This window comes from Mycolicibacterium iranicum (assembly GCF_014190915.1).
GTDB lineage: Bacteria > Actinomycetota > Actinomycetes > Mycobacteriales > Mycobacteriaceae > Mycobacterium > Mycobacterium iranicum_B.
This window is the reverse complement of sequence record NZ_JACHVU010000002.1, coordinates 690,292-707,575: the sequence shown is the minus strand read 5'-3', so window position 1 is coordinate 707,575 and position 17,284 is coordinate 690,292. Positions and strand designations below refer to the sequence as shown.

Sequence of the window (17,284 nt, the reverse complement as noted above, 5' to 3'; positions counted from 1 at the left end):
GCCTCGAACGCCTGCCGGCCCGAATCCAACCGGTCTATCTCGTCGCTGTCTTCGCCGTCACCGGCTTGACTGTCCTGCCGAACAACCACGGACATTATCGTGCTCCATCTGGCTCATGCAGCTCATACACAAACCATCTGACACGCCCTCTGGCCACTCTAGGCAAACTCAGACACCAGCGAACGCATTTTGCCAAGATGGCGATAAGCGTGGATAGTCGCTGGTCACGGACGGTGCGGAGGCAGACCGTGAGAAGGGCGGTTAGCCAGTAGTTGTCACCATCTGCTCAAGACGTTCTGGCCCGGCTGGAGCGACACCCAAAGCCCCGACGGCACCGTCACCTGGACCACCCCCGGCGGACACACCTACATCACCACTCCCGCCAGCGCCCTGTGGTTCCCCGACTGGCACACCACCACCAGCCCGCTACCCCCGGCCCAGCAGTCCCCGCCACCACACCCCAACCGGCACACCACCATGCCCACACGACCACGCACCCGTGCCGCCGACACCATCGCCCGCATCAACGCCGAACGCCGACACAATGCCCAACAACGCCACCGAGACCAACACCGAGTGATCGCGGTGCCGGCGAAGCCGGCCAGACCTCCGGGTGAACCGCCGCCGTTCTAGCCGAACTGCGTGGGGTCCATCAGCAGGTGGTCGGAGACATCGCCGATCATCTCGACGTCGACGGTGCGCTCGGTGAAGTGCCAGCCGTGCTCGTCGCGGGCGAAGGAGTCGGCGTACCGCCCAACCACGATGGGCTGCAGTGCAATCGAGTCGGTGCGCTGCACCACGCAGAAGGTGGACCGTGCCGACGCAGTGCCCCCGTCGACGTCGACGATCGGGTTGAGCACCAGGTGACGAGTGCGCGGGGTGTTGTCGTGGTCCGGGAATCTGCGGGTCGTGGCGGCGAACAGCTTCGCGATCCGCTGCGAGCCCGCAACCCCCATGAAGTTGCCCCGGCCGAGCAACTCACCGACGCCGTCGAAATCGCCGGCATCGATCAGCTCGGCATAGCGATACAGCAGCTCCGTGACGGCCAGCTTGTCGGTGAGCACGCTCACGCGACCTGCCCCTGCACCACCGGCAGACCCGGATCGCTGGCCGCGTCCAGCGGCGAGGGCGTAGCGCCCGCCGCGATCAGGTGCGCGGCGAACGACGCGATCATCGCCCCGTTGTCCGTACACAGCCGCGGCCGCGGAATCCGCAACGTCATCCCGTTTTCCGCGCACCGCTGCGCCGCCAGTTCCCGCAGCCGCGAGTTCGCCGCCACTCCCCCGGCGATCAGCAGCGTCGACACGTTCAGCTCCTTGGCCGCCCGCACCGCTTTGGCTGTCAGCACGTCGGCCACCGCCTCCTGGAAACCCGCGGCGACGTCCGCCTGGGACGCCTCCGGATGGCTCTCGACATACCGTGCCACCGACGTCTTGAGGCCGGAGAAACTGAATGCATACGGGTCATCGCGCGGCCCGGTCATGCCGCGAGGGAAGACGATCGCTCGCGGATCCCCCTCGCGCGCAAGCTCGTCGAGCACCCTGCCACCCGGATACCCGAGCCCCAGCAGCCGGGCGATCTTGTCGTACGCCTCGCCCGCGGCATCGTCGACGGTCGAGCCCAGCTCGATGATCGGCTCCCCCAGCGACCGCACATGCAGCAGGTTCGTATGACCGCCCGACACCAGCAGACCGATACTCTCGGGCAGCGGCCCATGGTCGAACACGTCGGCCGCCAGATGCCCGCCGAGATGGTTCACCGCGTAGAACGGCACCTGCCACGCTGCTGAATACGCCTTGGCCGCAGCCACTCCCACCAGCAGCGCGCCTGCCAGCCCCGGCCCGATGGTCGCCGCCACCACGTCGGGTTTGTCCACCCCGGCCGCCGCCAGCGCTCGCCGCATCGTCGGGCCCAGCGCCTCCAGATGTGCCCGTGAGGCGATCTCGGGAACCACACCGCCGAAACGCGCGTGTTCGTCGACACTGGACGCCACCTCGTCGGCGAGCAGCGTGACCGAGCCGTCGTCGCGCAGTTCGGCGATGCCGACGCCCGTCTCATCGCAGGAACTCTCGATGGCCAGGACGATCATCGCAACTCCCGCTTCATCGTGTAGGCGTCCGCTCCGCTGATTCGGTAATACCGTTTGCGAACACCGATCTTCGTGAACCCTTCGCTCTCGTACAGCGCGATAGCCGCAGCATTGTCGGTCCGCACTTCGAGGAAGATGGTCGCCCCGTCAGCGAATTCGAACAGCCTCCGCAGCATCTGCCGCCCGATCCCCTGCCCCTGGTAAGCCGGGTCGACACCGATCGTGTGCACCTCGTACTCAAAGGGTTTGAACCGTCCCAGCCGCGCGATGCCGGCGTAGCCGACGAGCTTGTCCTCGACGCGGGCACCGACGTAGTAGTTGTGCTTGGCGGCCAGTTCGGCCAGGAACGCCCGCTCGGGCCACGGATCGTCACCGTCGAACAGCTGAGCTTCGAGCTCGGCGCACCGCATCGCATCCGTCGTCTTCAACGGTCCGTACTCGGCGCTCACCGCGCCGCCGCCTGCGGTGTGGCATCTGGTCGACGCAGGTACAGCGGAACCAGAGGCTCCGGCTCCTCGGCCCAATTCGACACCGCGGCAACCAAGCCGGCCGCCGTGGGATACACCGGCGCCAGCCGGGGCAGATCGAACAGTGCCGCATGCTCGGGGGATCCGGCGACCGCCGTCGCGCCCGTAGGGACGTCCGCCGCGGCATTGACGGCGGGCCCGTCGACGCGCACGCCCTCGCGGTACCGAGCCCAGTAGACCTCTCGCCGACGCGCATCGGTGACGACGAGGACGTCCCCCTCGACACCGACGGCGATGGCGTCGAGGCTGCACACCCCGCGCACCGGGATCCCCAGCGCGTGACCGAATGCGGCCGCGGTCGCCATCCCGACCCGCAGCCCGGTGAATGGCCCGGGACCGCAGCCGACGACGACGGCGCCGAGCCGGTCCACGGCCACCTGCGCGTCGGCGAGCGCCCCGACGATGTTGGGCGTCAGCCGCTCGGCGTGCGCGCGGGGGTCCACCGTCACCTGCTCGGCCAACACCTCCACGGTGTCGGCGTCGAGCCGCACCACGCCCGCCGTCACCGCCGGTGTCGCCGTGTCGACCGTCAATACCAGCATGCTCACGGCCTGCTCCACTTCCACATCGCCGTGCGCGCCTCGCTGTCGGCGGACCTCTCCAAACGGATGTCGAGATGGCTGTCCGACAGCCGTTCCGCCAGTCCCTCACCCCACTCGACCACCACGACGGCGTCGTCGAGATCGGTGTCGAGGTCCAGCGAATCCAGTTCGGCGAGCAGATCCACCGAAGCCTGATCGAGCAGGCGGTACAGGTCGACGTGCACCATGGCGGGCGCGCCCTCGCGGCGCGGACGGTGCACGCGCGCCAGCACGAACGTCGGAGAGACGACCGGGCCCTCGACATCCATCGCCTGCGCAATGCCCTTGGCCAGCACTGTCTTTCCGGCCCCCAGTGGTCCGCTGAGCACCACCACGTCACCGGCGCGCAGTTCGCGGCCCAGCGTCGCCCCCAGCCCGAGGGTGTCCTCGACGGTCAGCAGTTCTGCGTTGCCCGAACACTCACCCATTCGGCCGCACCCGCTCCCTGACTCGTCGCGTCATTGCGATCAACTTCGACGGCGTCGCCCGCTCGACCAACCGCACCAACGCGTCGTCTATCACCTCGGGTCGTTCCAGTTGCACGAGATGCCCCGCGCCACTGACGACAATCAGATCCGCCTTCTTCAGCCGTCGGGCCATGTCCTGCGAGTACTCCAAGGGGGTCAACAGGTCACGGTCGCCACACGCCACCAGTGTCGGGATCCTGCTCAGCGTCTCCAGGCCGGCCGTCTCGTCGTGCACTTCGAGCGCGTGCAGGAATTCGACCAGGGTCGCGATCGGGGTGTCGTGCATCATGCGTTCGGAGAACGCCACGACACTCGGGCTGATCTTCTCGTCGCCGTAGGACGCCGCCCGCAGGATCGGGCCGATGATCGACCGCGCGGCGCCGCGGCCGCGGTGCACCGTCTTCGGCGCGTACCGCGCTGTGAACCGCACCGCCTCCAGCGCGGGATTCTTCAGGATCTCACCCAGCGGAGACCGCGAAACACCCTCGGCTGCAGACGATATGAGCGCAGCGCCGACAACGCGGGTGGGATAGCGCTGCGGGTACTGGCGCGCGTGCGAGAGCACCGTCATGCCGCCCATCGAGTGGCCCACCAGGACGATCGGCCCTTTGGGCGCCATCACGGCGAGCACGCTCTCCAGGTCCTGGCCCAGCTGCTCCACGGTGTAGGTGTCGGGGGGCGCCTCCCCGGACTGCCCGTGGCCGCGCTGATCGTAGAAGACCATGCGCACCTGATCGCCCCACTGTTCGGACAGGCGGGCACGCTGAAAATGAAATGCCCCCATGCGCAGACAGAACCCGTGGGCGAAGACGACGGTCAGGGGCGCCTTCTCCGGACCGACCTCACGCACCGCCAGCGGAACTCCGTCGGGTGTGGTCACCACGCACCCGCGGTCGGCGTCGAGCAGCTCGAAATCCTCACTGCGGTAGAGGTCTTCGGCTGTCACCCGGCGGCGCAGCGACCGTGCGAAGGTCAGTCCGGCAGCCGAGCCGACCGCGGCCACGCCCGCCGCCCCGGCGAGCCAACCCGCCCCGCGGCTCATCGGGCGCCTCCGACGTAGCTGCGGCCGATACGGCGGCGCGGGCTGGTGACGATCTCGTAGTTGATCGTGCCCACCAAGTCCGCCCACTCCTGGGCCGTCGGTTCGCCGTGATCGCCGGGGCCGAACAGGATCGCGTCGTCACCCTCGCCGACCTCCACCGGGCCCGGTCCGAGGTCGACGACGAACTGGTCCATACAGACGCGCCCCACGCTCTGATAGCGCCGGCCGTTGATCGCGACCTCGAAGCGGTTGCTCAATGTCCGGAATACGCCGTCGGCGTACCCGGCGGGCACCAGGGCCAGCGTCGTGTCGCGCGGCGCAATCCAGGTGTGCCCGTAGGAGACACCATCCCCGGCGCGCACGGGGCGCACCATCGCGACGGGGCACTTCACCGTCATCGCCGGCCGCAATCCCATGTCACCGCGCTCCGGGATGGGGGTCTGGCCGTAGACGGCGATACCCGGCCGGACCAGATCGAAGGCCAGATCCGGCCGCGTCATCGTCGCGGGCGAGTTGCTCAGATGGAGGATCTCGTAGGGCAGTCCGGCCGCACGGGCCTGGGTGGCCAACTCGATGAGCCTGCGGGCCTGCTCGTCGTTGAACGGGTGGTCCGGATCGTCGCCGTGGGCCAGGTGCGACATCAGCCCTCGCACGCGGACCGCACCGTCGGCCGCGGCCCGGTGCAGCGCGGCGACGACGGCGGGGTGGTCGGCGGCGCTCACACCGTTGCGGCTCAACCCGGTGTCGGCCTTCACGGTGACCGTGGCGGTGCGTCCGGTCCGGGCCACGGCGTCGAGCAGGTCGGAGACCTGCCGCGGGGAGGACACCGCGACCTCGATGTCGTTCTGCAGTGCCGGCGCGAAGTCGGTCCCGGGTGGGTGCAGCCAGCACAGCACGGGCGCTGTGAGGCCGTCGCGGCGCAGGACCAGCGCCTCATCCAGGGTGGCGACGCCCAGTTCGGCGGCGCCCGCGGCCAGCGCGGCACGTCCCACCTCGGTGGCGCCGTGCCCATAACCGTCGGCCTTGACGACCGCCATCACCGCAGCTGAACCGGCATGTTCGCGCAACACACCCACGTTGTGCGCGATGGCGTCGAGGTCGATCTCGGCGGTGGGCGTGTTCATCAGCATGTTCTCGGTCGTGGTCACCGCCGGCAATTCTCCCAGGTTCTCCCGGGCCCCGGTTCAGTGGGCGAAATGCTCCTCGTCGGAGAAGCCGCCGATCCCCACCTTGTCGAGCTTGGCCAGCACTTCCACCAGGTCGTCGCGCAGGGCGCGCGCCAGGTTCGCCGAGAAACCCTCCCGCACGACGATGCGCAGCACCGCGACGTCGGAGGCATCGTCGGGCATCGTGTAGGCGGGCACCTGCCAGCCGTAGCCGCGCAGCAGCGCCGACACGTCGAACACGGTGTATCTGGTGCCCTCGACGAGCTTGAACGCCACCACCGGGATTGCCGACCCGTCGGTGATGACCTCGAAGACCGACATCGCCGCCAGCTCCCGGGCCAGCCACTGGGCGGTATCGGACAGGCACTTCATCACCGTCGTGTAGCCGTCGCGGCCCAGGCGCAGGAAGTTGTAGTACTGGCCCACCACCTGGTTGCCGGACCGGGAGAAGTTCAGCGTGAACGTCGGCATGTCGCCGCCCAGATAGTTCACCCGGAACACCAGATCCTCGGGCAGGTGGTCCTTGTTCCGCCACACCACGAAACCGATGCCGGGGTAGGTCAGGCCGTACTTGTGCCCGCTGACGTTGATCGACACCACCCGGGGCAGCCGGAAGTCCCACACCAGCAGCGGGTGCAGGAACGGCACCACGAACCCTCCGCTGGCGGCGTCCACGTGCACCGGGATGTCGAGGCCGCGTTCCTCGACGAGCGTGTCCAGCGCCGCGCAGATGTCTCCGACGGGCTCCAGTTCGCCGGTGAAGGTGGTCCCCAGGATGGCCACCACGCCGATCGTGTCCTCGTCGACGGCGTCGAGCACCTGTTCCGGGGTGATGACGTAGCGCCCCTTCTCCATCGGCAGATACCGCGCCTCGACGTCGAAGTAGCGGCAGAACTTCTCCCACACCACCTGGACGTTGGACCCCATCACCAGGTTCGGGGTTCGGCCCTTCCACCCGTCTCCGACCTTCTGCCGCCACTGCCACTTCATCGCCAGCCCCGCGAGCATGACCGCTTCGCTGGAGCCGACCGTGGACACGCCGACCGCCGTGGACGGGTCGTCGTCGCGCAGGTTCTCCGCGTGGAACAGGTCGGCCACCATGCACACGCAGCGCTGCTCGATGGCCGCGGTGACCGGGTACTCGTCCTTGTCGATCATGTTCTTGTCGAAGGTCTCCGACATCAGTTGGCCCGCTTCGGGATCCATCCACGTCGTGACGAACGTCGCGAGGTTCAGCCGGGAGCTGCCGTCGAGCATCAGCTCGTCGTGGATGAACCGGTAGGTCTGCTCGGGATCCATCGACTCGTCGGGCAGACGCAGCGCCGGGATGGGTGAGGTCGACAACCTGCCGGTGTAGGCGGGGGCCAGCGACGAGTGGTGCGAGACGTTGGGCATGGCTCCTTTCTAGAGGATGGAGGCCAGTGCCGTCCGCAGATGCGTGAGGATGCGTGAGGCCGATGTCGGCGTGGCGGCCGGACCCGGGTCCAGCGCGGAGAGGTCGGCGGCGCGGGCATGCACGAAGGCCGCGCCCGCGGCGGCCTCTCCCGCGGGCAGCCCGGCGGCCAGGAGCGCACCGATGACCCCGGACAGCACGTCCCCCGACCCCGCGGTGGCGGCCCACGCATTGCCCGCCACGTTGAGGTGGACGGGACCGCCGGCGTCGGCCACGACGGTCACGTTGCCCTTGAGCAGCACGGTGACACCGAGCGTGTCGGCGAGCCTGCGGGTGTCGGCGACGCGGTCATCGCCCGGTGGTGAGCCCGCGAGGCGCGCGAATTCGCCGGCGTGCGGCGTGAGGACCGTCGGGGCCGAGCGGCCCTCGACGAGCTCCGGGTGGGCGGACAGGATCGTCAACCCGTCCGCGTCGACGATGACCGGCAGGTCACTTTCCAGGGCGAAAACCAGTGCGGCCGCCCCTGTTTCATCGGTCCCCAGCCCCGGTCCGACGACCCACGCCTGCACCCGGCCCGCGCTCGCGTGACTCGGGGTGGCGATCACCTCGGGCCAGTGTGAAACCACCTCGCTCGCAGCACTTCCCGCGTACCGCACCATGCCCGACGTCGCAGCGACCGCGGCGCCGGTGCAGAGAACGGCCGCGCCCGGGTACGTCGCGGAGCCCGCCATCACGCCGGTCACGCCCTGGGTGTACTTGTCGTCCTTCACACCGGGGACCGGCCAGCGCCGAGCGACGTCGGCGGTGTCGAGGGCCCGCACCCCGCTGGGGGCCAGATCCAGCCCGATGTCCACGAGTTCGACGCGGCCGCAGTCACCCAACGCGTGCACGGGTTTGAGACCGCCGAAGGTGACGGTCAGGGTGGGCTGGACGTGCGGGCCCGACGCGGCGCCGGTCTGGACGTCGACGCCGCTGGGCAGATCGACGGCGACGACCGGGATGCCGGCTCGTGTGATCGCGTCGAAGACCGCGGCGGCGTCGGGCCGCAACGGCCCGGAACCCGAGATCCCCACGACGCCGTCGATCACGAGATCAGCTGCAGGAGGGACCTTCTCGACGATGCGGCCGCCGGACCTCCGGAACGCTTCGAGGGCTCCGGTGTGTGTCTTCTCGGGTTTGAGCAGGATTGCGCAGGCACCTGCGCCGCGCCGCCGCAGGAACGTCGCCGCCCACAGCGCGTCGCCACCATTGTCCCCGGACCCGACGACCGCGCACACCGTCTTGCCGCTGACGGTTCCGAGCTCCCGGGCGATCGCGGTGGCCAGGCCGAACGCCGCCCGGCGCATCAGCCCGCCGTCGGGAAGCGAGGCCAGCAGCGGCGCTTCGGCGTCCCGGATCTCGTCGGCGCTGTAGTAGTACCGCATTCGACCAACCGTACGTGGGTATCCCGGTGTCATGACATCGACCGACGAGTTGCTCGCACTCGAACACGCGGGCTGGACATCGCTGTGCGACGGGACCGGCGATCGCTTCTACGGCGAGCTCATGACAGAGGACGCGGTGATGGTCCTCGCCAACGGCATGGTGATGGACCGGCAGACCGTCGTCTCCGCGCTCGCCCAGTCACCGCCGTGGGCGCGCTATGAGATCAGCGACGTCCGCTTCATCGCGGTGACCGACGATGTCGCCGCCCTCGTCTACACCGGTAGCGGCTGGCGCGACGGCGACAATGCGCCGTTCGTGGGCGCGATGTCGTCGGTGTACCGTCGCGGCGCGGACGGCTGGAAGCTGGTCCTGTATCAGCAGTCGGCGCGGTCCTGATCCGCCGCCCGACGGCCTGCCACCGCGTCGGCCACCGTCGGGTAGAGGTCGATGATCTCGTCGATCGACATCATGCGGATCGGGCGGCTCGTCGCGGGACCCTCGGCGACCACCCGCAGGGAGATGTTCCCGCGTTCGGTGAGCCGGTGGGTCTCGACGAGCACACTGATGCCGGCCGAAGACAGGAAGCCGACGTCGCTGATGTCGACGATCAGCACCGACGGTGAATCGGTGAGGGCCACGTCGAGATGGGTCTCCAGTGTCGGCGCGGTGAGTACGTCGAGATCGCCGGTGACGTGGAGCACCAGGAACTCACCGTCGCGGCGCGGTGTGACAGCGAACCTGCCACTACGCGTCTGTCCAGTTGCATTCATTTGCCGTCCCCCGGCTTGTATGGGCGCAGCTCAGCCGCCTATGAGGCGGAGAACGGGTCCACACTGCTGGACACCCGCGTCCACGGCCGACCGACGGATGACGTGGGCTGACGTCCCGCGGCGGCGGCGACCGTTGCTGCGCAACGGTTCATTACGTGGTTTATCGCCTTGGAGCCGCCGAGCGTTATCAAATCGAGCGAAATTCTTCAGAAATCCCTTAAAGAGATGCTCTCCGGTCTATTCGACGGTGACCGACTTCGCCAGGTTGCGCGGCTTGTCGACGTCGTATCCGCGGGCCTGTGCCACGCCCGCCGAGAACAGCTGCATCGGGATCGTGGACAGCAGAGGCTGGAACAGTGTCGACACGGCCGGTATCTCAATCAGGTGGTCGGCGTAGGGCCGCACGGTCTCGTCGCCCTCTTCGGCGATGACGATCGTGATGGCGCCGCGGGCCTGGATCTCGCGGATGTTCGACAGCAGCTTCGAGTGCAGCGTCGCCGAGTTCTTCGGCGACGGCATCACGACGATGACGGGCAGGTCGTCCTCGATCAGTGCGATCGGGCCGTGCTTGAGCTCACCGGCGGCGAATCCCTCGGCGTGCATGTACGCCAGTTCCTTGAGCTTGAGCGCTCCTTCGAGCGCCACCGGGTAGCCGACGTGGCGACCCAGGAACAGCACCGTCTGCGACGTCGCGAACTGCTTGGCCAGCTGCAGCACCGGTTCGGCGGTCGCCAGGACCCGTGAGATCAGGTCGGGCATCGCCTCCAGGTCGCGGTACTCGCGTGCGACCTCGTCGGGGTACTTGGTGCCGCGCGCCTGCGCGAGGGCAAGCCCGACAAGGTAGTTCGCGGCGATCTGGGCCAGGAACGTCTTCGTCGACGCGACGCCGATCTCCGGTCCGGCGCGGGTGTAGAGCACCGCATCGCATTCGCGCGGGATCTGGCTGCCGTTGGTGTTGCAGATGGCCAGCACCTTGGCCTTCTGCTCCTTGGCGTGCCGGACGGCCTCCAGCGTGTCCGCGGTCTCACCGGACTGGGAGATCGCGACCACCAGCGTGTGGCTGTCGAGAACCGGGTCGCGGTAACGGAATTCGCTGGCCAGCTCCACTTCGACGGGCAGCCGCGTCCAGTGCTCGATCGCATACTTGGCCAGCAGCCCGGAATGGTAGGCGGTGCCGCAGGCGACCACGAAGACCTTGTCGATGTCCCGCAGCTCCTGATCAGAGAGGCGCTGCTCGTCGAGCACGATGCGGCTGTCGGCGAAATGCCCGAGCAGCGTGTCCGACACCGCCGCAGGCTGTTCGGCGATCTCCTTGAGCATGAAGTACTCGTAGCCGCCCTTTTCCGCCGCCGAGGTGTCCCAGTCGATGTGGAACTCGCGGTAGTCGGTGGTGGGTGCGCCGTGGAAGTCGGTGACCTCGTAGCCACCGGCAGTCACGACGACGGCCTGGTCCTGGCCCAGCTCGACGGCGTCGCGGGTGTGCTCGATGAAGGCCGCCACGTCGGAGCCGACGAACATCTCGCCGTCCCCGATACCGAGGACCAGCGGGGTGGAGCGGCGCGCGGCGACGATCGTGCCCGGATCGTCGGCGTGGGCGAACACCAACGTGAAGTGCCCTTCCAGGCGGCGCAGCACCGCGAGCACCGAGGCCGGGAAGTCGCCGGAGTTCTCGCCGTGGACGTACTCGCGGGACACCAGGTGCACTGCGACCTCGGTGTCGGTGTCGCTGGCGAACTCGACGCCGTCGGCCTCCAGTTCGGCGCGCAGCGCCGCGAAGTTCTCGATGATGCCGTTGTGGACCACGGCGACCTTGCCCGACGTGTCGCGGTGCGGGTGGGCGTTGCGGTCGGTGGGCCTGCCGTGGGTGGCCCAGCGGGTGTGACCCAGACCGGTCGCGCCTGCAGGGCTCTCCGCACCCGCCTCGGCGAGCGCCGCCTCCAGGTTGGCCAGCCGGCCCGCCTTGCGGCGCACCGTGAGCCCGCCGTGTCCGTCGAGCAGCGCGACGCCGGAGGAGTCGTAACCCCGATATTCCATCCGGCGCAGCGCGTCGACGACGATGTCGCAGGCAGGCCGCTGCCCGACATAGCCGACGATTCCACACATAGCCATTCAGGGTACGGCAGAAGACGCCCTGGACACGGTTGGGCTACGGTCATCAGGTGGCCAGCACGAAGAAACTCTTTGCCGCGTTGACTCGTCGCGGACCTCACCGAGTTCTGCGCGGTGACCTGGCCTTTGCCGGTCAGCCGGGGGTGGTCTACACGCCGGCGGAGGGCAAGAATCTGCCCGCTGTGGCCTTCGCGCACGATTGGATCACATCTGCGTTCCGCTACCACGGGACACTCGAGCACCTCGCGTCCTGGGGAATCGTGGCGGCCGCGCCGAACACCGAGACCGGTCTCGCGCCGTCGGTGCTCAACCTGGCCTATGACCTGGGCACGACGCTCGACATCGTGGCCGGCGTCCGCCTCGGCACGGGCGACATCAGCGTGCACCCCGACAAGCTGGGTCTGGTCGGGCACGGGTTCGGGGCGTCGGCCACCGTGTTCGCCGCCGCCGGGCTGCCGGTCAAGCCCAAAGCGGTGGTCGCGGCGTATCCGACGACCTCCAGCCCGGCCGCCGAGGAGCCCGCATCGGGGCTGACCGTGCCCGGCCTGATCCTGACCGACCCCGGGGATCCCATGACGCTGCGGTCCAACGCGGTGGAGCTGGCCCGGGCGTGGAAGCCGGCGACCTTGCGCGCGACGTCCAAGACCAAGTCGGGTGGGCTCGTCGAGGGGCGCACCCTGGCCAAGGTGGTGGGCCTGCCCGGCGCCGACAAGAGCACGCAGAAGATCGTCCGCGCGTTGATGACGGGTTATCTGCTGCACCTGCTGGCGGGCGACAAGACGTACAAGGTGTTCGCCGATGCCGAGGCCGAACTGCCCAAGACGCAGGTCATGGATCCGTTCGCCGATGATCCGGTCGAGCTGGAGAACAAGGTCGTCGCGCTCCTCAAACCGTAACCGGGTTCCCAACCAACCGGTTGGGGGTGTATACCTGTGCGGTGACCTCGATGCGCACGGGCATATTCCTCAGCTACGCCGGCGGGTTCCTCGAAGCGGTCGACGAGGTGGTCGAGTGCGAGAAGCTCGGCGTCGACATCGCACTGGTCGCCGAGGCCTACTCCTACGACGCGATCAGCCAGTTGGGCTTCCTGGCGGCCCGGACCTCCCGGATCGAACTCGGAACCGGTGTGGTGCCGATCTACACCCGCACCCCGGCGCTGATGGCGATGACCGCCGCGGGCGTCGACTACGTCTCGGACGGCCGGTTCCGGCTCGGCCTGGGCACGTCGGGCCCGCAGGTGGTGGAGGGCTTCCACGGCGTGCCGTTCGACGCCCCACTCGGACGCACCCGTGAGGTCGTCGAGATCTGCCGGCAGGTCTGGCGCCGCGAGCGGTTGAGCTACGAGGGCAAGCACTATCAGCTCCCGCTACCGGCCGACCGCGGCACCGGGCTGGGCAAGCCGCTCAAACTGATCAATCACCCTGTGCGCGAGAACATCCCGATCACCATTGCGGCGCTGGGCCCCAAGAACGTGGAACTCACGGCCGAGATCGCCGAGGGCTGGCAGCCGGTGTTCTTCTTTCCAGAGAAGGCCGACGAGGTGTGGGGTGAGGCGTTGCGGGCGGGTGCCTCGCGTCGCGATCCCGCGCTGGGCCCGCTGGACGTCATGGTGAGCGCCAGCCTCGCGATCGGCGACGATGTCGAGGATCGATTGGCCTGGGCGAAGCCACAATTGGCGCTCTACATCGGCGGGATGGGCGCTCGGGGCCGCAATTTCTACCACAACCTCGCGACCCGCTACGGGTTCGGCGAGGTCGCCGACCACATCCAGGACCTGTACCTGGCCGGCAAGAAGGCCGAGGCGATCGACGCGGTGCCCGACGAACTGGTGCGCCAGGTGTCGCTGGTGGGCCCGCGTGGCTTCGTCGAGGAGCGGCTCGCTGCGTTCGCCGAGGCGGGCGTGACGACGATGCTGGTGCATCCGCTCTCCGGTGACCGACGCGAGACCGTGACGTTCGTGGAGCAATTACAGTCGCTGGTATGACCGACCGGGCACCACTCGGGGATGACGTCCTCGCCTTCCTCACCGCGGGCACCCGCACCGCCAAGCTCGGCTACGTCGCCTCCGACGGCAGGCCGCTGGTCGCGCCGGTGTGGTTCGTCGTCGACGGGCAGCAGCTCGTGTTCAACACCGGGAAGGACACCGCCAAGGGACGCGCGTTCGCCCGGGATCCACGGGTGGTGGTGTGCGTCGACGACGAACGCCCACCGTTCTCGTTCGTCCAGATCCAGGGCACGGTGACCCTGGGCGAGGATCCCGACGAACTGGTCGAGACCGCCACGCGCATCGGCGGCCGCTACATGGGCCCGGACCGTGCCGAGGAGTTCGGCCGCCGTAACGGCGTGCCCGGCGAGTTGGTAGTGAGACTCACACCGACCAAGGTGGTCGCGGCGTTCGATCTCGCCGACTAGCTGCCCGAGAGCGTGTCTTCCCAGAACAGAAGGCGGGCACGCAGTTTCGGGTCGCTCAGGTTGTCGAGGACTTTGAGCCCCGCGGTGGTGACCGCCGGCACTCCCACGAGCCGATGGAACATCCGGCCCCTGCGGTACTCCTTGCCCCAGATCCCCTCGACCTGCTGCTGGTAATTCGTGAAGTCGTCCGGTCCGCCGTTGGTCAATGCGGCCACCGCGCATTCCCCGGCGGCCAGGCCCGACTGCAGCGCCTTGGAGATGCCGGCCCCCGACACCGGCCTGGCGGCGCCGAGCGCGTCACCGGCGAACATCACCCCGGGGCGCCAGGGCGGCCACGCCGTGAACCCCATCGGCAGTCGCCAGGCCTGCAGGGCTTTCGACAGGTGCAGTTCGGCGACCGACGGCAGCTCCCAGTCCCGGGGCAGGCCGGCCATGAACTCGCCGAGCAGATGGCTGGCGTTGATCTCCTGCCACCGCTTGTAGCTGTTCACGTAGCCCACACCGATGTTGACGCGGCCGTCGCCGAGGGGGAACACCCAGCCGTACCCGGGCAGCTGCCGGCCCTTGTGCGAGATCTTGAGGTGGATGTCCAGCGAGTCGGAGTCCGGCCGGTTGGCCGTCATCTCGGCGCGGATCGCGATCGCCGAGAACCCCTTGTACCTGGATTCCAGATTGAGGGATCGCTTCACCGGGGAGTAGGTCCCGTCGGCGGCGATGACCGCGTCGGCGCGGATCAGCTCGCCGCTCTTGAGGCGCACCCCGTCGACCCGGCCGCCACTGTCGACGGTCGCGCCGGCGACCTCGGCGCCCTGGCGCACCTCGACGCCCGCCGCGGCGGCGTTCATCAACAGCATCGTGTCCAGCTGCGTGCGCCGGATGCCGTGGCCGTGGCGCGGCATCCCCGGCCGCTTCGGGAACGACAGCTCCCACTCCGACGGGCTGAAGATCGTCGCCCGGTTGAGCCGGTGGAAGGTGGCGACCTCGTCGGCCAGCCCCATCTTCTGCATGTAGCTGACCGCACGCGGGGTGAGCCCGTCACCGCACGGCTTGTCCCGCGGAAATTCCGCCTTGTCCAGCAGGATCACCTTCGCCCCGCTGCGTACGGCCTGCCATGCCGCCGCCGAGCCGGCTGGGCCGCCCCCGGCGACGGCCACGTCGTATCGATCCGTCATGTTGATGTATTCGTTGCTGGCCGCGGCTCGGACGGGTGCGTGCCGAATGTTTTCGTCAGGCGGCTGCGCGTTTGCCGGTGAAGAACGCGGCGATCAGCGCCACGGCGCTGAACGCGGCGGCGACGGTGAAGGCCGCGCGCACCCCCGGCAGGTCCGGAGCGCCGCCCGCCTGGGACGCGCGAGACATCGTCGTGATGAACAGGGCGGTGCCCGCCGCGCCGGCGACCTGCTGCAGCGTCGTGAGGATGGCGCTGCCGTGCGAGTAGAGACGATCGGGGAGCACGCCGAGAGCGTCGGTCATCAACGGGGTGAACATCAGCGCCAGCCCCAGCATCATCACGGTCTGCAGCGCGACCACCTCCCACAGCGGTGAGTCACCGCCCAGGACCGCGAACCCCGTCAGCGCCGCGCACAGCAGTGCCGCACCCGGGATGACGAGCAACCGCGGGCCCCGCCGGTCGTACGCGCGGCCGATGAACGGCCCCGCCAGGCCCATGAGGAGGCCACCCGGGAACACCGTCAGACCCGCGACCAGCGCGCTGCGGCCCAACACCTCCTGCACATACAGCGGCAGCATGATGATCGCGCCGAACAGCGCCATGAAGCCCAGGATGACCAGCAGCAGAGAGACCGTGAAGCGTCGGTATCCGAACGGTCGCAGGTCGAGCAGCGCGCCGTCATGCCGCTGCAGCCGCAGTTGGCGCCAGCCGAACAACAGCATGGCCAGCGCACCGCCCGCCAGCACCCACCACGGTGACACCGGGCTGTGGCCGCCCTCGCCCAGCAGCGACAGTCCGAAGACGAGTCCGGCGAACGCCAGCGCCGACAGCGGGACGGACAGCACGTCGATCGGCGTCGGCCGCGTATCCTCCTCGGGCACCCGCAGCCACACAGCGCCTGCAGCGAGGGCCACCAGCGCGATGGGGAGGACGATCCAGAACATCCACCGCCAGCCCAGGGCACCCAGGATCAGCCCCGACATCGTCGGACCGACGGCCGGCGCCACCGCGATCACGATCGAGATCGTCCCCATCGTCTGGCCGCGCCGGTCGGCAGGCACCAACCGCATGATCGTCGTCATCAGCAGCGGCACCATCACCGCGGTGCCGCACGCCTGCACGATCCGCCCCGCAAGCAGCGCCGGGAACCCGGGCGCGAGCGCGGCGATCAGCGTCCCCGAACAGAACAGGATCATCGAGGTCAGGTAGATGGCACGGGCCGTGAAACGCTGCAGCAGAAACCCCGTGGTCGGGATGACGACCGCCATCGTCAGCAGGAAGCCGCTCGTCAGCCACTGCGCCGTCGCGGCCGAGATGTCGAGATCTGTGATGAGCGCGGGCAGGGCGACGCTCATGATCGTCTCGTTGAGGATCATCACGAACGCCGACCCCACCAGCAGGGAGATGATCAACCGGGCGTCCGCCCGCACCTCCGCCCGCGTGTCCATGTCACTCGACATCCGTTGTGCGCCAGCCTCTCTCATTGGGGTTCACGGTCCCCGCAGAAGACTACGCCGGGATGCCGCCGGTCAGGATCGCGGCCAGCTCACGGTAGGCCGCCGCGTCGTCGAGGCCGGTGTTGTCACGAACCACCCGCCGTTGGATCCGCACCATCACCGCGGCGACCAGGTCGGCGGCGAACGCGGCATGCACGTCGCGAAACTCCCCCGTGGCCACCCCCTCGGCGATCAGCTCCTGCACCCGCCGTGCAGCGATGCGGGTGTTCTTCTCGTAGATCGCGCGCGTGGGGGCGAACGCGTCCAGGTCGGCCATGAACTCGTCCGAGGCGGGGTCGAGAGCACCGCCGACCGCCGCGAGATAGGCCGCGATGCGTTCCCGCGGCCCGGTGACCGCGGCGACACGGGCTTCCACGGCCGCGGTCGCCGCACGGAAGAAGTGCACGGTGGCGGCCTGCACGAGCTGCTCCTTGCTGCCGGCGAGCGTGTAGAGCGTCGACTTCGAGCACCGCAGCCGACCGGCGATCTCGTCGAGCGTCAGGTCGGCGAAACCGTGGGTCAGGAACAGCGCGACCAGCGCATCGAACAGCTCGGTGCGCCGCCGCGTCGCGAAACCCGTGGATGCCACAGGGCCACCGTACCGCCCAGCAGTACTGTACACCGTCCTGTAGTACT

Annotated in this window: 18 protein-coding genes; 4 read left to right on the top strand and 14 right to left on the bottom strand. The window is 68.9% G+C overall.

What is annotated here, in order from left to right:
- Window positions 1-629: 629 nt before the first annotated feature.
- From FHR72_RS07160 to FHR72_RS07120, 9 genes are read right to left on the bottom strand one after another with little or no spacing between them, the layout of a single operon-like run.
- A complete protein-coding gene (locus FHR72_RS07160) occupies window positions 630-1,070 on the bottom strand; it encodes a nuclear transport factor 2 family protein (RefSeq protein ID WP_183467213.1) in 441 nt (146 codons plus the stop codon).
- On the bottom strand, window positions 1,067-2,089 hold the full coding sequence (gene tsaD, locus FHR72_RS07155) for a tRNA (adenosine(37)-N6)-threonylcarbamoyltransferase complex transferase subunit TsaD (protein ID WP_183467212.1): 1,023 nt from the start codon (window positions 2,087-2,089) through the stop codon (window positions 1,067-1,069). The genes FHR72_RS07160 and tsaD overlap by 4 nt, the downstream gene beginning before the upstream one ends.
- Window positions 2,086-2,499 (bottom strand): ribosomal protein S18-alanine N-acetyltransferase, encoded by a 414-nt coding sequence (rimI, locus tag FHR72_RS07150; RefSeq protein WP_183467264.1) that lies wholly within the window; start codon window positions 2,497-2,499, stop codon window positions 2,086-2,088. Before rimI ends, tsaD begins: the two co-directional genes overlap by 4 nt.
- 35 nt (window positions 2,500-2,534) lie before the next feature.
- Window positions 2,535-3,164, bottom strand: a complete 630-nt coding sequence (gene tsaB, locus FHR72_RS07145; protein ID WP_183467211.1) for a tRNA (adenosine(37)-N6)-threonylcarbamoyltransferase complex dimerization subunit type 1 TsaB — start codon at window positions 3,162-3,164, stop codon at window positions 2,535-2,537.
- Complete coding sequence (tsaE, locus tag FHR72_RS07140) at window positions 3,161-3,625, bottom strand: tRNA (adenosine(37)-N6)-threonylcarbamoyltransferase complex ATPase subunit type 1 TsaE (RefSeq protein WP_183467210.1); 465 nt, start codon at window positions 3,623-3,625, stop codon at window positions 3,161-3,163. The genes tsaB and tsaE overlap by 4 nt, the downstream gene beginning before the upstream one ends.
- On the bottom strand, window positions 3,618-4,706 hold the full coding sequence (locus tag FHR72_RS07135; RefSeq protein ID WP_183467209.1) for an alpha/beta fold hydrolase: 1,089 nt from the start codon (window positions 4,704-4,706) through the stop codon (window positions 3,618-3,620). Before FHR72_RS07135 ends, tsaE begins: the two co-directional genes overlap by 8 nt.
- The gene (alr, locus tag FHR72_RS07130; RefSeq protein WP_221193208.1) at window positions 4,703-5,830 is read right to left on the bottom strand and encodes an alanine racemase; all 1,128 of its coding nucleotides are present in this window, start codon (window positions 5,828-5,830) and stop codon (window positions 4,703-4,705) included. The genes FHR72_RS07135 and alr overlap by 4 nt, the downstream gene beginning before the upstream one ends.
- 60 nt (window positions 5,831-5,890) lie before the next feature.
- Complete coding sequence (locus FHR72_RS07125; protein WP_183467208.1) at window positions 5,891-7,267, bottom strand: glutamate decarboxylase; 1,377 nt, start codon at window positions 7,265-7,267, stop codon at window positions 5,891-5,893.
- A gap of 9 nt (window positions 7,268-7,276) precedes the next feature.
- Window positions 7,277-8,689 carry an NAD(P)H-hydrate dehydratase gene (locus tag FHR72_RS07120; RefSeq protein ID WP_183467207.1) on the bottom strand — a complete coding sequence of 471 codons (1,413 nt, stop codon included), beginning with the start codon at window positions 8,687-8,689 and terminating at the stop codon, window positions 7,277-7,279.
- Between the two features lie 31 nt (window positions 8,690-8,720).
- On the opposite strand from FHR72_RS07120, the gene FHR72_RS07115 reads away from it, so the two are divergent.
- Window positions 8,721-9,086 carry a nuclear transport factor 2 family protein gene (locus FHR72_RS07115; RefSeq protein WP_183467206.1) on the top strand — a complete coding sequence of 122 codons (366 nt, stop codon included), beginning with the start codon at window positions 8,721-8,723 and terminating at the stop codon, window positions 9,084-9,086.
- Here the strand turns inward: FHR72_RS07115 and FHR72_RS07110 are convergent.
- Window positions 9,065-9,460 (bottom strand): STAS domain-containing protein, encoded by a 396-nt coding sequence (locus FHR72_RS07110; protein ID WP_183467205.1) that lies wholly within the window; start codon window positions 9,458-9,460, stop codon window positions 9,065-9,067. The two genes, FHR72_RS07115 and FHR72_RS07110, sit on opposite strands and share 22 nt — an antisense overlap.
- Window positions 9,461-9,697: 237 nt before the next feature.
- Window positions 9,698-11,563, bottom strand: coding sequence for a glutamine--fructose-6-phosphate transaminase (isomerizing) (glmS, locus tag FHR72_RS07105; protein WP_183467204.1), 1,866 nt, complete (start codon window positions 11,561-11,563; stop codon window positions 9,698-9,700).
- Between the two features lie 56 nt (window positions 11,564-11,619).
- On the opposite strand from glmS, the gene FHR72_RS07100 reads away from it, so the two are divergent.
- From FHR72_RS07100 to FHR72_RS07090, 3 genes are read left to right on the top strand one after another with little or no spacing between them, the layout of a single operon-like run.
- Window positions 11,620-12,465, top strand: coding sequence for a dienelactone hydrolase family protein (locus FHR72_RS07100; protein WP_183467203.1), 846 nt, complete (start codon window positions 11,620-11,622; stop codon window positions 12,463-12,465).
- 50 nt (window positions 12,466-12,515) lie between these two features.
- Window positions 12,516-13,553 (top strand): LLM class F420-dependent oxidoreductase, encoded by a 1,038-nt coding sequence (locus tag FHR72_RS07095; protein WP_183467202.1) that lies wholly within the window; start codon window positions 12,516-12,518, stop codon window positions 13,551-13,553.
- Entirely contained in the window at window positions 13,550-13,981 is a 432-nt protein-coding gene (locus FHR72_RS07090) for a PPOX class F420-dependent oxidoreductase (RefSeq protein WP_183467201.1), read from the top strand. The genes FHR72_RS07095 and FHR72_RS07090 overlap by 4 nt, the downstream gene beginning before the upstream one ends.
- Here FHR72_RS07090 and FHR72_RS07085 read toward each other — a convergent pair.
- The 3 genes from FHR72_RS07085 to FHR72_RS07075 all read right to left on the bottom strand — a co-directional run bounded on the left by FHR72_RS07085 (window position 13,978) and on the right by FHR72_RS07075 (window position 17,237).
- Window positions 13,978-15,153, bottom strand: a complete 1,176-nt coding sequence (locus FHR72_RS07085) for an NAD(P)/FAD-dependent oxidoreductase (RefSeq protein WP_183467200.1) — start codon at window positions 15,151-15,153, stop codon at window positions 13,978-13,980. The two genes, FHR72_RS07090 and FHR72_RS07085, sit on opposite strands and share 4 nt — an antisense overlap.
- A gap of 55 nt (window positions 15,154-15,208) precedes the next feature.
- Window positions 15,209-16,600: a DHA2 family efflux MFS transporter permease subunit gene (locus FHR72_RS07080; RefSeq protein WP_221193076.1), complete on the bottom strand. Its 1,392-nt coding sequence runs from the start codon at window positions 16,598-16,600 to the stop codon at window positions 15,209-15,211.
- Window positions 16,601-16,661: 61 nt separating this feature from the next.
- The gene (locus tag FHR72_RS07075; RefSeq protein WP_183467198.1) at window positions 16,662-17,237 is read right to left on the bottom strand and encodes a TetR/AcrR family transcriptional regulator; all 576 of its coding nucleotides are present in this window, start codon (window positions 17,235-17,237) and stop codon (window positions 16,662-16,664) included.
- Between the last annotated feature and the right edge of the window lie 47 nt (window positions 17,238-17,284).